10 protein-coding genes are annotated in these 15,830 nt (G+C 41.2%); 9 read left to right on the top strand and 1 reads right to left on the bottom strand.

Annotated elements, in window-relative coordinates; translation table 11 throughout:
- The first annotated feature begins 27 nt into the window (after nt 1-27).
- The gene (locus FD724_RS06305) at nt 28-786 is read left to right on the top strand and encodes an SDR family NAD(P)-dependent oxidoreductase (RefSeq protein WP_179071963.1); all 759 of its coding nucleotides are present in this window, start codon (nt 28-30) and stop codon (nt 784-786) included.
- A 13-nt stretch (nt 787-799) separates the two neighbouring features.
- Nucleotides 800-943, top strand: a complete 144-nt coding sequence (locus FD724_RS06300) for a hypothetical protein (protein ID WP_179071962.1) — start codon at nt 800-802, stop codon at nt 941-943.
- Nucleotides 944-1,072: 129 nt separating this feature from the next.
- On the opposite strand, the gene FD724_RS06295 is transcribed toward FD724_RS06300, so the two are convergent.
- Nucleotides 1,073-2,110, bottom strand: a complete 1,038-nt coding sequence (locus tag FD724_RS06295) for an aldo/keto reductase (protein WP_114085828.1) — start codon at nt 2,108-2,110, stop codon at nt 1,073-1,075.
- Nucleotides 2,111-2,772: 662 nt separating this feature from the next.
- Between FD724_RS06295 and FD724_RS06290 the strand changes: the two genes are divergently transcribed.
- The 7 genes from FD724_RS06290 to FD724_RS06260 all read left to right on the top strand — a co-directional run bounded on the left by FD724_RS06290 (nt 2,773) and on the right by FD724_RS06260 (nt 15,780).
- Nucleotides 2,773-4,665, top strand: a complete 1,893-nt coding sequence (locus tag FD724_RS06290) for a lipoxygenase family protein (RefSeq protein WP_179071961.1) — start codon at nt 2,773-2,775, stop codon at nt 4,663-4,665.
- Nucleotides 4,666-4,723: 58 nt separating this feature from the next.
- Nucleotides 4,724-6,073: a cytochrome P450 gene (locus FD724_RS06285; protein WP_179071960.1), complete on the top strand. Its 1,350-nt coding sequence runs from the start codon at nt 4,724-4,726 to the stop codon at nt 6,071-6,073.
- Between the two features lie 199 nt (nt 6,074-6,272).
- Nucleotides 6,273-6,857 (top strand): hypothetical protein, encoded by a 585-nt coding sequence (locus tag FD724_RS06280; protein ID WP_179071959.1) that lies wholly within the window; start codon nt 6,273-6,275, stop codon nt 6,855-6,857.
- A 27-nt stretch (nt 6,858-6,884) separates the two neighbouring features.
- Nucleotides 6,885-8,561 (top strand): alpha/beta hydrolase, encoded by a 1,677-nt coding sequence (locus FD724_RS06275; protein ID WP_179071958.1) that lies wholly within the window; start codon nt 6,885-6,887, stop codon nt 8,559-8,561.
- A 1,301-nt stretch (nt 8,562-9,862) separates the two neighbouring features.
- The gene (locus FD724_RS06270; protein WP_179071957.1) at nt 9,863-11,656 is read left to right on the top strand and encodes a ShlB/FhaC/HecB family hemolysin secretion/activation protein; all 1,794 of its coding nucleotides are present in this window, start codon (nt 9,863-9,865) and stop codon (nt 11,654-11,656) included.
- Between the two features lie 215 nt (nt 11,657-11,871).
- Nucleotides 11,872-14,397 (top strand): S-layer family protein, encoded by a 2,526-nt coding sequence (locus tag FD724_RS06265; RefSeq protein ID WP_179071956.1) that lies wholly within the window; start codon nt 11,872-11,874, stop codon nt 14,395-14,397.
- 81 nt (nt 14,398-14,478) lie between these two features.
- Nucleotides 14,479-15,780 carry a response regulator gene (locus tag FD724_RS06260; RefSeq protein ID WP_179071955.1) on the top strand — a complete coding sequence of 434 codons (1,302 nt, stop codon included), beginning with the start codon at nt 14,479-14,481 and terminating at the stop codon, nt 15,778-15,780.
- Nucleotides 15,781-15,830 lie beyond the last annotated feature (50 nt).

Here is a 15,830-nt window from a genome sequence, read left to right as displayed (position 1 = left end):
AGGTTCAACGACAAAGGAGCAAAAATCATGAATAGCAATATTAAGAAACTCACAGGTAAAGTTGCCCTCATTACAGGTGGTTCACGGGGTATTGGTGCTGCGATCGCTAAACGTCTGGCTGAAGACGGCGCAGACATTGCCATCAGTTACGCCAACTCGTCCGAAACGGCCGCGATCGTTGTCCGGGAACTCGAAGAAAAAGGCGTTAGGGCCGCCGCCTTCAAAGCCGACCAAGCCGATCCTCTCCAGGTGGGGAATTTGGTTAAGATGGTCGCCGAACGCTTTGGTCGTCTCGATATTCTCGTGAACAACGCTGGTGTATTTGTCCTTGGTGTAGTTGGCGATCCTGCAAGCGATATTGCATCCTTAGAACGGCAGTTTGCGATCAATGTTGGTGGCGTAGTGGCTGCCGTCCGCGCGGCTGCACCACTCATGACTGAAGGTGGACGGATCATCTCCATCGGCTCCTGTGTTGGAACCCATTCGCTTTGGCCAGGAATCTCCGATTATTCAGCAACTAAATCTGCGATCGCTGGCTACACACGCGGATGGGCACGTGACCTGGGATCGAGGGCGATCACAGTTAACGTTGTACAGCCAGGCCCAATTGAAACTGATATGAACCCATCTGATAGTGATTTTGCGGTAATCCAAAAAGCAGCCACAGCGCTCAACCGCTACGGTAAGCCAGAGGAAGTTGCAGCTGCGGTCGCTTTTCTCGCTAGTCCTGACGCGGCTTTCATCACCGGTGCAACACTTGATGTTGATGGCGGTATGAATGCTTAGATGTCTTAACCGAATGGCACTAAGAAAAGCTGAAAGCTCGTCAGGGCAGGGTGTGGGAGGTGTGGGAGGTGTGGGAGGACGGGGAAGAAGTCTTACCCCCACACTCCCCACACTCCCCACACTCAAAAAGCAAGTTATATCAGGGTTTTGCGATTAACAAACGTGCCATTCATGTCTTAACCAATTGGGTACAACAATCTGCTGCGGCTTTTTTAAATAGTCGTATTACCAAAGCCCGCGTTTGATTGAGTGGGGGTCTTAAACCCAAGATCCGTTTGGTTAAAACTTATCCTAACCACTCAGGATTTTTGGCTGTACTATCAAATTGGCTAGTGGTTTTAAACAGTTCATACTGACCTTTAAGAGCAGCTTGGCGAGTCCGATTCAGTAATGCTTTAACTTGTTCCTGGCTCATAGGTGTAAAAGTACGTACTGCCTCGAAAGCCTGGTTTAAGATGGGCATACTTTCAATGCCTGTAATCACCGTTGAAGTTGGCAGATTCATCGCGTAATGCAGACATTCGATAGGCTTGACCACATTGCTTTTGAGGATGTTTTGGTCTCCCATTGATTTCATCCCCAGTACAGCAATTCCGTCCTGAACCAATCTGGGTAAAACTTGCCTCTCAAAACTGCGGAAATGGGCATCCATAACATTTAACGGCATCTGCACTGCATCAAAACGGAAGTTGTTCTGATTGGCAACTTCCAACATTCTCAGGTGTACTAAAGGGTCTTTGTGTCCAGTAAAGCCTATGTAGCGAATCTTGCCAGCTTTTTGGGCTTCCACAACTGCTTCCATCGCACCACCAGGGGCAAAAATCCGGTCTGGGTCTTCCATACGAATGACTTCATGATGCTGCAATAAATCAATGTGGTCTGTTTGCAAACGTTTTAAAGATTCATCAATTTGTTTAGTAGCGGCCGCCTTTGTGCGACCGTCAATTTTAGTCATCAGAAAAGCTTTTTGACGATAACCATTTTGCAGAGCTTTACCCATACGAATTTCGCTACCTCCGTTATGGTAATCCCAGCTATTATCCATAAAATTAATCCCGCGATCGAGGGCAGTATGGATCAGATTAATACCCTCTTGCTCATCTTTTGGTCTACCAATATGATGACCACCTAGACCAATTACAGATACTTGTTCTCCGGTGCGTCCTAGTTGCCTGTAGAGCATTTCACCTTTTTTTATCTGGAGTGGGGTAGGCTGATTTTGCGCTAAAACCTGTTTAGTGAAACCTTGTAAAGCAAATACCCCAGCTCCACCTAAACCAGAAGCAGAAACTAGCTTCAGTAAATCTCGTCTGTTAATATCCACAAATTAATCCTTTTGCCACAGTATGAGAACTTGCCCTGATAGCTAGCTTTGCATGGGAGCAAAATTCGCTGCTTCTAACTGTTGAAGGAGAAAAGCTGTCAAGTAGAGATAGATTTTTGATAAGAGAGGGTAAGAGAAAAGAATATTCCATCACTGTGTAAGTAAAGGAAAAATTGGAGACATAGGAAGCAGAAGAATCTAATAGTCGTCTTCCTGATGTTGTTTCAGTAGTTAAAATGTCAACTCCAACACAGTGCCTTAGTCCGAAAGTGTTATTAGAGAATTGTTTCTAAATCTTGGCAAGTATCATTTGTAGTGCTAAATATTCCTTGCAAAATTTCGAAACATTTAGCGTGTGGCTCAGAAGTTGAGAAATTCCAGAAAATTTCTTTAGAAAAATCAAAATTTCAAACTTGATTGCGATAATAAGTTTAGGTAAAGGCAATAGAGAATAGGGCAGGAGTTGGAAGGGTACTGTTAACCCGTCCAACACAATCGTGTCATTGGGACGGGGCTTCTGACCCGATGAAAGGTCGAGCGAACAAGATCCGCATCTAACCAAAAATCTTCACTGTTGCCTGTTCCTTTGGCCGAAAGTTAGTAACTCAAACCTGTTTATCCTCAAGTGTTAAATTTTCCAGTACTACACATGAGTAGAGCCAATGACTGCTTTATCACCAGATCATTCAATCAGTTCATCAAGTACTCATACTTTAGATATAGCTAGGCAAGAGTATCAATATAACTACAACCATATTCCATCTATTGCGATGGTGGATCAGCTTTCTATTACGGAAGAGTTCACCACTAACTGGTATTTTTTATTAGCCCAGCAGTTACGAGTTATTTTTATCAATACCTTGATTGTCAACAGAGGCAATCAAGATTCTAAATCGATTCGTGATGATGTCGAAAGATTTATTTTAGAAGCCTTGCTTAAGGGAGCAGTACCAGCCCGAATCAGCATCCTGGCAAGAATCCTGCAAATTATCCCTCAGCTTTTGCTCAAAGGAATATCTAAGGATTTTAGAGAACTCGACGAGCTTTTTCATTCTATTCTGAAAGAAAACGGACTTGTGATCCTTAGAGATGCTCTAAATAGGATAATTAACCTTCTATATGAAGGACAGCCTACAGGACATGCAACCAGTCTCAAGGACTACGAAAATTTGTTTCCGGTGATTAGTCTACCAGGCATCGCTAAAACTTACCAAGAAGATGAAGTATTTGCGTACATGAGAGTCGCTGGCTACAATCCCGTAATGATTGAGCGAGTAACTACTCTAAGCGATCGCTTCCCAGTCACAGACGAACATTACCAAGCGGTGATGGGAACTGACGATTCATTAGCAGCAGCCGGGCTTGAAGGCAGGCTCTACTTAGCTGACTATAAAATTTTAGATGGTGCGATCAACGGTACATTCCCACACGAGCAAAAATATCTCTATGCTCCCTTAGCACTGTTTGCCTTACCCAAAGGTTCAGACCCCACCCGTCTATTGCGTCCGATAGCCATTCAATGCGGTCAAACCCCAGGCCCAGATTATCCAATTGTTACCCCTAACTCCGGTAAATACGCTTGGCTTTTTGCCAAAACAGTTGTCCAAATAGCAGATGCCAATATCCACGAAGCTGTTACTCACCTAGCAAGAACTCATCTTTTAGTTGTTGTTTTTGCGATCGCCACTGCTCGACAACTGCCACTCACCCATCCCCTCAGAATCCTGCTGCGCCCGCATTTTGATAGCACCTTAGCAATTAACGATGCCGCCCAACGGATTCTCATAGCTCCAGGTGGTGGTGTCGATAGATTACTCTCATCATCAATCGATAACTCTCGCGTTTTAGCAGTGCTAGGGTTGCAAAGCTATGGTTTTAACAGCGCCATCTTACCTAAGCAATTCCAACAGCGCGGTGTAGATGATCCAAATCTCTTGCCTGTTTATCCTTACCGGGATGACGCATTATTAGTATGGGATGCTATTCATCAATGGGTTTGGGACTACCTGAACCTTTACTACACCACCGATGAAGACATTCATCAAGACACAGCCCTACAAGCGTGGGCAGCCGAAATCTCAGCTTACGATGGTGGTCGTATCCCTGATTTTGGCGAAGATGGAAGCATCAAAACGCTAAATTACCTGATTGATGCCACTACACTGATTATTTTTACTGCCAGTGCCCAACATGCAGCCGTTAACTTTCCGCAAAAAGATTTGATGGGCTACGCCGCAGCTATACCAATGGCAGGTTATTTACCAGCCTCAACTCTTAAAAGAGAAGTTACTGAACAAGACTACCTTAATTTGCTCCCCCCTTTAGATCAGGCACAACGGCAATACAACCTACTCAGCTTGTTGGGATCTGTGTATTACAACAAGCTGGGCGAATATCAGCAAGGATATTTTACAGACCAAAAAATAAAACCATTGTTGCAGGCATTCCAAAGTAATCTTCAGCAAGTAGAAAATACCATCAAGCAACGTAATTTGCACCGTCCACCCTATGAGTATCTACTTCCTTCTAAAATTCCTCAGAGCATCAATATCTGAATTAGGGACAAATAACTAATGACCAATGACCAATGACAAATAACTCAAAATAAATACTATGACACTTAAAGATAAAGTTCTCAAAGGTCACGATCGCCAGCTATGGCTTGCACCGATACTAGCCAAAGTAGGTTATGACACTGCGATCGGCAAGTTTCTGCGTTTGATTTTCTATTATACAGATGCCTCAATCATACTCAAAGCATGGCGGGACTTTCTCTACATTCGTAAGGACAATATTGGAGACAAATATTTTGCAGTAGACCAAGCAATTATACATTCCTCTCACTCCCAGGTGAGGGAACTAATGCAAACCCAACCACAACTGCGAGGAAATGATTTAGGCATCATCAGAATATTAGCTCCTAGCTACCTGCTCGATAATCCTCTGAGCTTGGGAACGAACGGTAACGAACACACAGGACTACGTAGTGTAATCTTACAAGCATTACCAGAACCGTCCCAAAAGATAGACTTCTTAGGGAATCTAGTTGAGCAAAGCTTGTTAGAAGCTGCTAAACAAGGCAAATTACACATCGGCAACGATTTGCCAAAGATCATGCTATCAGTTTTGCATCAACTGGTTTTTCAGATATCTTTATCTAAGGAAGAAATCACAGCATCCGATAGTTACATTAAAGGTTTGGCTCTCGCATCCTTGCCTAATTTTATTAACAAGTATCTGCTGGCAATATTAACAGCGCCAAAAATTCGGCATCGTCAATATTTAACTAAGCGATATAAACAATCAGCTAAATGGGCATCTTACTTTGAAACAGGCGCTCAGTATCAATTGAACGAACACCAAATTGCTAATACCCTTTTCGATATGATTCATATCGCTGGTACTGCTGGCACGAGTGCGCTTTTAGGATCAGTGATTGGTGTTCTCTGCTTGAATAATGCCCTCAGAAATGATGTAGTGTCAGAAATTAATGCAGCCTGGAATGATAAGAAAACTTTAGACCCAGACGCTCTAGAACAGTTAACACTTCTCAATCAAGTGATTCTAGAAACGGCTCGTCTCTATCCACCTGTGCGATTTGTTAGCCAACTCACTACTGAAGGGGGCGAAGTCGAGATTGGAGAACAAAAATGTCCATTCCAAAAAGGTACTCGTTTGCTTGGCTCTATTCTTACAGCTAATCGGGATACCAACAGATACCAAAATCCAGATGATTTTGACCTAACACGGAATTTTTCAGATATTTTATCTTGGAATGGTGAAGGGCATGAGCGAGCTTGTCCTGGTAAATCCTTATCAATTGGTTTTATCAAGATTTTTTGTTTACATCTCTTCCAGAACTATCAATGGGACTCAATTACAGAAGTCAAATGGGATTTTGAAAAAGTGACTGCCGTTACTCCTAATAATTTAGTAATACAAGGTTTTACTCAACGACTGTGAGTAATGAAGTTAGGAGTTGGAACTTTTGAATTAGAGGATGTTTGTAAAGTTATTTTTGGATGTGTATTAATTACGAATTTCGTTAGCAAGTCTTGTCCACGACACTTTACACTTAGCTTACTTTCTCTTAGCAGCACGAGCATAATTACGAATTACGTTAGCGGTAGCGGGGCGTAGCTCATTATGAATTAAAATCAGTATGGCTGAATTAATTGAAAAAAAGCAACTCGATAATATTGCAACCTGGATGATTCCAATCAAAGAAACAAACTTACCATCTATCCTGAAGGGCGTGTTCTTTATGGATGGTAATCCCCTTCCAGATACTTGCATTACTATGTACAATTTGGAATGGGACACACAGAATAGAACTTTGATTTTACCAATTTTTTCACCGTTACAGTGGACTTTTCATAACTCGATTGCGGGTTGGATATTACTACGTTTAATTCAATGGTTTCAAGTAACTTATAAAATTCAATTTGAAGATGAAACGTTGCAACAAGCTCAAATCATCCCTATTTTGCTGGGAATACCAATTTCAACATTGATTGTAAGTTGTACAATGTCCCAAGACAAAAATTCTCTTAATGGAGATATTTGGCACAGAAAAAACGTTTGGTTCGGCGGACTTTCTAAGGCTGGTGAGTATACTCTCCGTAAGGTTGTTGATAAAGATGGTTGTTATACTCCTGCTTTTAACGATATGCTTTCTAGGGTGAAAAATGAGTGTTTAGTGATTGTACACCACTCAAATCAACAAAAAGCGATTACGATATCTTAACCTAAATTGTAAAAGGAAATATACCTGATGAACTATTGTGATAATCAAAATCTGCCAGACAATCAACCGTATAAAATTTATGAATTTAAAAAAACTAATCAGGAAAAAATTCCTGGCTATTTAGTAGTTAGTACTGCCAAACTGAACGTTGAAACAGAAGAACATAATTCTAATAGGTATTTATCATTAGTTGCTAATAAAAAGCTTTTTAATATCAATGATGGACAAGCTGAACCTTCAACCCAAGAAATGATTGAGAAAATTGCTAAAACTTTGGAATCAAGCCCGGAACCAGAAATTATTATAAATATTCATGGATATAGTTCTACACCATCGGATACAGAGACAGGCTGCAAAAAGATTTATGAATATATTAATACGTCTATTCAGCAACCAAATAAGTATATTTTTATTGGATATAGATGGCCATCAGAAAATCCCACCAAAACGGATGAGTCTGGTTCTTTTGGTCAAAAGCTAATCAACGCACTTTCTTCTCTACCAACTTTACTAGCTATCAATTTAGCTCTGGGACTAACAATTAGTATATGGTCTGCTATAGCTTTATTGTTCCTAAATATTTTGAGTAATAGTGCTGTCCATTTTTTCACGGCGATGTTAATTTTATCTGGCATTGTATCTGCAATTATTTTTACATTAATTATTCTTAGATTATCTACTTATTTTCGTGATACTTATAGAGCGACTAATTACGGAGTGACAGATTTAGTTGAATTGATTAGACAGCTTGATTATACGGTAAAGCTGCCTCGAAATAAACGGATTAAATTATCTTTTATTGGTCATAGTATGGGATGTTTTGTAGTTACAAATGTAATTCGTATTCTCTCTGATGTTTTTGATGTAAAATCTATTAATAAAAAACCGGATTCGGATATTGGTAATGTATTTAGATTAGGCAGACTTGTGCTAGTTGCACCTGATATTCCTGTAGAAAGTATTTTCCCAGGACGTGCTAATTTTCTTCGTTCATCTTTACGTCGCTGCGAAGAAGCTTATATATTTTGTAATGAGGGAGACTTAGCGTTACGATTTACCTCTACTGCCGCAAATTATTTTAGTTTCCCAGCGCGAACTCGTATTAGTGGATACAGGCTTGGTAATATAACAGTTAAGCATTTCAACAATAAAAATGATTTAGTGGGTCACGCACCTAGATATGGAGTTGTTAATTTGCAAAAGCAAGACTATGGCAAAGGTTATAGACTTGACAACCCTTATAAATATTTAGAAATCCGTTTTTCTAGTAGCGAACATAGAAAAATTGAAGAGATAACTAAAATGTCAGAAGAGTGGGTACAACCCGCAGATTTATTTACATATTTTGACTGTACAGATTATAAAGATGATCGGATGGATAAGATCGGAATTGTTAGTTCTGCCATCCAAAAGCCAGCGATAAATTTTGGAAATTATATTCTCCTAACCTTGGCATTTATTCGGAAGTCTATTAACAATAGAGATCCTCAAGGTATTGATACCCACACAGGCTATTTTGGAGGCGGTTTTAGTCAAAAAGCCATTTACGAATTAGCTTTTTTAGGATTTCAAGGATTTTTACGATCTTTGTCAATTGAAGGAGACGAATCTGAGCAAATTAGCGTTTTTTCTCAAAGATGCCAAGAAAAGCAAATTCAAGTGATTCTTGCGCCGCAAATTTATCAACAAAAAACTCAACGTTAGACAAGAGATTCCGAAATCATTGGTGATACGGGTTGGCAAACGCGACATCCTCAGTATTAAACCGATAGTACTTACGCACGAGTTACGGAATAACGAACCACAGAGGCACAGAGGGCACAGAGAAATCAGAGTTTGAGAGATAATTTGCGTAAGTCCTAAGACAGTCCAAATTGAGTGAGATACTTTCCCAAAATCCACAGAGGACATTCATCAAGTGGGATGGTCAGTTTGAGAATCCCCTAACGTGAGATATTCCGCCGAAACCAGAATCATCCCCTCGTCGCCTTTAATCTCAACCCCAGCTATTAGATCGACGATCAACACCACTCTCTGTCCCAATCGATGGCACATAAGCCACACGGTACAATGATTGCTTCAATCAGTGCCAATTCTCAAGCGATCGCATCTGTCGAGTGTATTCCGATTCGCTGGAGGATACAGTTAAAAAGCTAATAAGGAAAATCCCTACAATATTTAAGGATTTTCCTAATTTGAATTTTTTGTATTCAAAGTTAGTCTTAGAAAATATGACCAAATAAATTTTTCATTAAGTAAATTTATAGCTTAAATCACTTTTAAGAAGCTTTTGTCAGGCTGGGTTGTTAATTTACTGACTAAACTATCTTATAGAGTGCAACAGCTTATCTTGACCACTGTAAGCGCAACTACGCTTACTGGTTCTCCGGCAGAACAAGATGGCTTTATACCCAAATAAAATTAGTCTTTTATAAAATAGCCGCCCTCAAATTAAATAATCTTTTAGCTTTAAAAATTGGGACAAAAACAGTATTTACCCTGATGATAGCGGTAAAAAAGATAGTCATCATTAATTAGCGAGATATTACTTATTACAATATGCTATCGGGGATTAACTAGATAAACATAAATAAATAATCATTGAATAAGAATTCAAAATCTAGAATTTATAAGTCAAAATTAATACTACTAAATAATCCTGTTTAGTGTCAGTATTAACTCTATTTTGTCACTTTTAGAAAATAATAATCGAAGCCAGATTCTGAGAATTTGATTTCATCAAGTACTAAGGCTTTATTTTCTAATAAAAACTAAGATTTGTAGACAAAAAAATAGAATTCAAAACATTGCAATCCTTTCATTGATTGAATTCTCCTAAAGTGACACAAGATACTTAAACCCCTTTATTCAGATATTTACTGACTCCCTACCGCTAAGAAGCACCGCTTATTCGGTCGGAATAACCAACTGAATTCTGACCCCTTAGCGGAGCGTCTCAGGCTTTGCTCGTGATTCCTGAATTCTTTTTTGTAAATTTAAGGAGAATGGTGTTGGTGAAACAAGTTATTATTGAGAACTATATTTCTAAGAAACAAATATTAACCAAGCCTGTAAGTATAATCTCTGGACTACGACCTCTGGCATTCGGCTTTGTTTTAGCAGCAGTATTATCTAATTATCAGCAAGTCATTGCCCAAACTCCAAATCCTGATACCTTACCACCTGGTCGCTTAGAAGAAGTTCCGGTAACACCCTTACCCACTGACGTGTTGCCACCAACAGATAACAATCAATTAGTCCCTTTGCCCACAATACCAGATGAGTCAATTCCAAGTCAGGATAACTCGAATGCGAAATTTCGGGTAGATCGGATTGAAGTTGTAGGTAGTACAGTTTTCAAACCAGAGCAATTTGCCACGATTACCAATCCCTTTGTCGGCAAAGAAGTGACATTTGCAGAATTATTGCAAATCAAAGATGCGATCGCTAAGCTTTATATTGATAACGGTTATGTAACCACAGGAGCATTGATTACACCGCAGACACTAGAAGCAGGAACAGTAAAAATTCAGGTAATCGAAGGCAGTCTGCAAGAAATCAAAATCATTGGTAACAGACGATTACGTAGTCAATACATTCGCGATCGCATTCAACTTGGTGCTGGCAAACCCCTAAACGTACCACGCCTCCTAGAAAAACTCCAACTACTCCGCCTCGATCCACGCATCCAAAACCTCTCAGCCGAATTACAAACAGGCGTGCATCCGGGAAGCAATGTATTGCAAGTTGAGGTTGAAGAAGCAGACACTTTTAAACTGACGGCAAGCCTAGATAATGGGCGATCGCCAAGTGTGGGTAGTTTTCGCCGGGGAGTGGATCTGCAAGAAGCCAATTTATTAGGTTTGGGTGATACTCTGAGTGTAGGATACGCCAATACTGATGGCAGTAATAGCATTAATGCCAATTACACACTACCGATTAATGCCCACAATGGTACTATCTCCTTTGGCTTTAGCCAAGGATGGAACCACGTTATTGAAAAACCATTCAGTGTCCTTGATATCCAGTCAGATTCTCAATCTTATGAATTGGGATATCGGCAACCACTGGTGCAAAAACCAACTCAAGAGTTGGCAGTCGGGGTGTCATTCTCGCGTCAATCAAGCCAAACTGAGTTGGGTATTGATAATATTGGGCCGTTTCGCCTCTCCCCAGGTGCAGATGAGAACGGAAAAACGAATATTTCGGCTTTGCGCTTTTTTCAAGAATATACCCAGCGAAGTAACCAGTATGTGTTTGCGGCGCGATCGCAATTGAGTTTTGGGGTAGATTGGTTCGATGCCAATGTCAGTGAAAATGAACCAGATAGCCGCTTTTTCGCGTGGCGGGGACAGACGCAGTGGGTACGACAATTAGCACCAGACACCCTATTTTTAGTTAGGGGCGATTTCCAATTAGCGGCAGATTCCTTGGTACCTTTAGAGCAATTTGGTCTTGGTGGACAACTAAGTGTCCGGGGCTATCGCCAAGACGCATTACTTACAGATAATGGTCTGTTGTTTTCGGCAGAATTTCGAGTCCCAATTGTTCGCGTGAACAAGATTGACGGGGTGCTGCAACTGACACCCTTCATTGATGTGGGTAAAGGTTGGAACGTCAACGGCGAAAATCCATCGCCAAGTACCCTTGTGAGTACTGGGTTGGGGCTGTTGTGGAAGCAGGGTGATGACTTATCGGCTCGTTTAGATTGGGGCATTCCTTTAATCTCGGTGGATGGTGAAAAGCGATCGCTCCAAGAAAATGGTTTGTACTTCTCACTGCGCTATTCGCCATTTTGACCTTGATTTATCACTTGTGATAAATCAAGGAGTGTGGGAGGTTGGGAGGTGTGGGAGGATGGGGAAGAAATCTTACCCCCCACACTCCCCATACTCCCCCACACTCCCCACACTCCTCTGCCTAAAGTATCGTGAGAAATCCGGGTTTGAGGCGATGTTTCAAACTATACCGTTTTGGGCAACCTAAAATGCAAGGTATAAATAAAGGCTTGGCAATGACAACGAACTTTATTTGGTTGGGTCTGTGCGCTGGAATAGTGCCGTTGATGGTAATGCCTGTGAGTGCCCAGGTAACTCGTGATAGCACTTTAAATACTACTGTCTCTCAAAGCGGCGATAACTTTACCATCATTAACGGTAATCGAGTTGGCAACAATTTATTCCACAGCTTCAGCCAATTTTCAGTTCCTAGCAACGGCTCGGCTTTTTTCAACAATGCCGCAGATGTGCAAAATATCTTCAGTCGCGTTACTGGAAGCAGTGTTTCCAACATTGATGGTTTAATTAAAGCCAATGGTAACGCTAATCTATTTTTGCTCAATCCCAGTGGGATTATTTTCGGTGCAAATGCCCAACTTAATATTGGCGGCTCCTTTTTTGGGACAACTGCTCAGAGCATCAAATTTAGCGATGGTGCTGAATTTAGCGCAATTAGTCCCCAAAATGCTCCATTGTTAACCATGAATGTGCCCATTGGTTTGCAGATGGGTAGCAATCCAGGTGCGATTGTTGTTCAAGGGTCAGGACACAATGCTCAATTAGGCGAATCACTTCAGGTTTCTGGATTAAACCTCGGTACCAGAGGATTACAGTTGCAATCTGGAAAGACGCTGGCATTGCTGGGTGGGAATGTTGCCTTAAATGGAGGATTGCTCTCCGCACCAGGAGGACAAATAGAACTGGGTAGCATTACTAACGGAAGCGTCGCCCTCAATTCCATCCCTGAAGGATTTGCGCTGAGTTATCCTAATGCTTCAAATTTTGGCGATATTCAGATAACCCAACGAGCTTTAGCATCTACACGCGACCTCACTGGGCAACGGGGAGGAGCCATCCAAATTCAGGGAAAACAGGTCAGCATCCGAGATGGTTCACTGATATTAATGCAAAATCGTAGCAACCAAACTGCTGGTGATATTGCAATCAATGCCACAGAGTTCCTCCACATTATCGGCAAGTCTCCTGATTTTAAAAGTTCCAGCAGTTTAATTAATGAAACTATATCCTCCGGTGCAGCAGGGAATATTATCGTTACCACCCCACAGTTGAATATTGACGGGGGTGGGTATATCTTAAACCGTACCTTTAGCACAGCACCGGGTGGCAATATAGCAATCAATGCCGAGCAAATGCGGGTGAATGGTTTTGCATTTGGCGATCCTAATGCTTTTCGATCAGTCAGCCAGATATTAGCTGCTTCCTATGGGACTGGGAAAGGTGGAAATGTCAACATCTCTACTCAAAACCTGTCTGTTTTAGCTGGCGGCAATATAGCAGCAAGACCCTACGCTTCAGGTAATGGCGGCGATCTCATCGTCAAGGCAGATACAATTCAGGTGACAAATGAGGGAGCGCCAAAGGGTTTGTATTTTAGTCTGTTGTCTACTGCCACATTCGGGCGTGGTAATGCAGGGAATTTGAAAATCGATACCCGCACACTGTCGGTTCAAGCTGGCGGCAGAGTGTCAGCTTCTAGCATAGTTTCTTCAGGAAATGCGGGTTCACTGACTATTAATGCGTCTGAATCAATTGATGTGAATGGTATAACAGATGCACAAAATCCCAGCTATATTGGTACGGCAGTTCGTCCTGTTTCTGGAGTTTCCAGCGGTACTTCAGGTAACACCACGATTAACACCCCACTTCTTAACATCAGGAATGGTGCAACAGTTTTTGTCCAAAACCTTGGCTCCGGTAAAGCTGGTACTTTAAACATTCAGGCGAACACCCTACGACTTGATAATGGGGCCAGTATTTCAGCATCCACAAAAGCAGGCGGTGGTGGTAACACTAATTTACAACTGCGGGATCTACTACTGATGCGTCATGGTAGCTTTATCAGTGCAGAAGCAGGGGGCAGTGGTAATGGTGGCAATATCACGCTTAATGCTCCGAACATCGTGGGTTTAGAAAACAGTGACATTATTGCCAATGCAGTCCAAGGAAAAGGTGGCAATATTCAAATCACCACTCAAGGAATTATTGGGCTGAAATATCGTCCTCAATTGACTTCCGAAAACGATATCACTGCCAGTTCTCAGTTTGGGGTTAACGGTACGGTTCAAGTTAATAATATTGGTGTCGATCCCAATTCTGGCTTAGTGGAACTACCAGCGAATGTCACTGATTCATCACAGCAAATAGCCAGTGGTTGTTCTGCAAATCAAGGTAGTCGGTTTATCGCCACGGGACGGGGTGGTGTACCGCAAAATCCAAATCTAGAAGTGACGAGCGATCGCACTTGGTCTGATATCCGCGATATCTCTGCATACCGCAAAACTGGCGAAATCATGACACAACTTCCAACCACGCCAGAAACTCTCCTCCAAGCCACAGGCTGGAGACGCAATGCTCAAGGCAAAATCGAGTTAGTTGCAAATCAACCTTCTACTAAAATGCAACCATCTTTAACCTGTGCGGTACTTCCTAAGAAAAATTTAGGTCAGAGTCCCGAATTTTTGAAAAAGTCAGCGATCGCGCAGCCATCAATTGTTGCCGATCTATATACATCGAAATTATAGAGTTAGGGAGGATAAGTAAACTTATCTTTTAAGCCCTTATACTGTGAGAAATTTTTATTTTGTACCAAATAAATCACATCAATGATGCTCGAACCTATTTTGAAGTCAATGCATATCCTTTTGGTAGATGACAATCCCAATAATCTCAAAGTGCTATCACAAGCAATTCAGGGATGTGGCTGGAAAATACTCATGGCAACCGATGGAGAATCCGCCATTGAGCAAGCAGAATACTGTGATCCTAACCTCATTCTCCTGGATGTAATGATGCCGGGTATTGATGGATTTGAAATTTGCCGCCGACTGAAAGCCAATTTTATCACTAAGAATATTCCGGTCATTTTTATGACTGCCTTGGCCGATGCCACAGATAAAGTAAAAGGGCTAGAAATTGGTGCAGTTGATTACATTACCAAACCTTTTCAAAAAGAAGAACTCATTGCTCGATTAAAGTTACATTTGAACATCTCCCATCTTACCCATACCCTCGAACAAAGAGTGGAAGAACGCACCATAGAATTAACTCAATCTCTACAAAAGTTACAAAATACCCAACTACAACTAATTCAGAGTGAGAAAATGTCCACTCTTGGACAACTTGTTGCAGGCATAGGCCATGAGATTAATAACCCAATTGGTTTTATTAGTGGAAGTTGCTCTCATATTGAGGAATATATGAATGATCTCCTGCGTTTGGTGAATCTCCAACAGCAAAAGTTACCACACCCAGACCCAGAAATTGAAGAACTCATTGAAGAAATTGACTTAGATTATCTGGCTAAAGATTTACCAAAACTTATGGAATCAATGCACCAGGGAATCGATCGTCTTAAGGACATTAGCCTTTCTCTAAGAACCTTTGCTCGATCCGATATTTTATCTCTGGTAGAGTTTCAGATTCATGAAGGAATTGATAGTACCTTAATGCTCTTAAAGCATCGACTCAAAGACCAAGGAGATCGCCCGACAATCGAGGTTATTAAAAAATATGGGATGCTACCTCTAGTTACTTGCTATCCTGGTCAATTAAATCAAGTATTTATGAATTTAATAGCGAACGCTATAGATGCATTGGATGAATCAAATACAGATCGGAGTTTTGAGGAAATTAAATCTCATCCTAACCGAATTACAATTACCACGTCCTTGAAAGAGTTAAATGTTGAGGTGAAGATTGCTGATAATGGAATTGGCATGAGCGAATCAGTCAAACAAAAAATATTTGATCACTTATTTACTACGAAAAGTGTTGGTAAAGGTACAGGATTAGGGCTGGCGATCGCTCGACAAATTATAGTGGAAAAACATGGTGGTTCAATCGAGTGCAACTCTTCTACAGAGCAAGGTACAGAATTTGTGATCTTAATTCCAGTTCGACAGTAAGCGGGAAAAACATACTATTAAAAATGTGGGGATTGGCTGAGAGACAACAT

Source organism: Nostoc sp. C057 (assembly GCF_013393925.1).
Lineage (GTDB): Bacteria > Cyanobacteriota > Cyanobacteriia > Cyanobacteriales > Nostocaceae > Nostoc > Nostoc muscorum_A.
Note: the sequence above shows the minus strand (reverse complement) of the source record. Positions and strands in the feature narration are given on the sequence as shown.

Excerpts from the sequence above, each read along its gene's own strand:
- FD724_RS06290 (WP_179071961.1), top strand. The coding sequence starts at position 2,773 with ATGACTGCTTTATCACCAGATCATTCAATCAGTTCATCAAGTACTCAT.
- FD724_RS06275 (WP_179071958.1), top strand. The coding sequence starts at position 6,885 with ATGAACTATTGTGATAATCAAAATCTGCCAGACAATCAACCGTATAAA.
- FD724_RS06300 (WP_179071962.1), top strand. The coding sequence starts at position 800 with ATGGCACTAAGAAAAGCTGAAAGCTCGTCAGGGCAGGGTGTGGGAGGT.
- FD724_RS06260 (WP_179071955.1), top strand. The coding sequence starts at position 14,479 with ATGATGCTCGAACCTATTTTGAAGTCAATGCATATCCTTTTGGTAGAT.
- FD724_RS06280 (WP_179071959.1), top strand. The coding sequence starts at position 6,273 with ATGGCTGAATTAATTGAAAAAAAGCAACTCGATAATATTGCAACCTGG.
- FD724_RS06285 (WP_179071960.1), top strand. The coding sequence starts at position 4,724 with ATGACACTTAAAGATAAAGTTCTCAAAGGTCACGATCGCCAGCTATGG.
- FD724_RS06270 (WP_179071957.1), top strand. The coding sequence starts at position 9,863 with ATGGTGTTGGTGAAACAAGTTATTATTGAGAACTATATTTCTAAGAAA.
- FD724_RS06305 (WP_179071963.1), top strand. The coding sequence starts at position 28 with ATGAATAGCAATATTAAGAAACTCACAGGTAAAGTTGCCCTCATTACA.
- FD724_RS06265 (WP_179071956.1), top strand. The coding sequence starts at position 11,872 with ATGACAACGAACTTTATTTGGTTGGGTCTGTGCGCTGGAATAGTGCCG.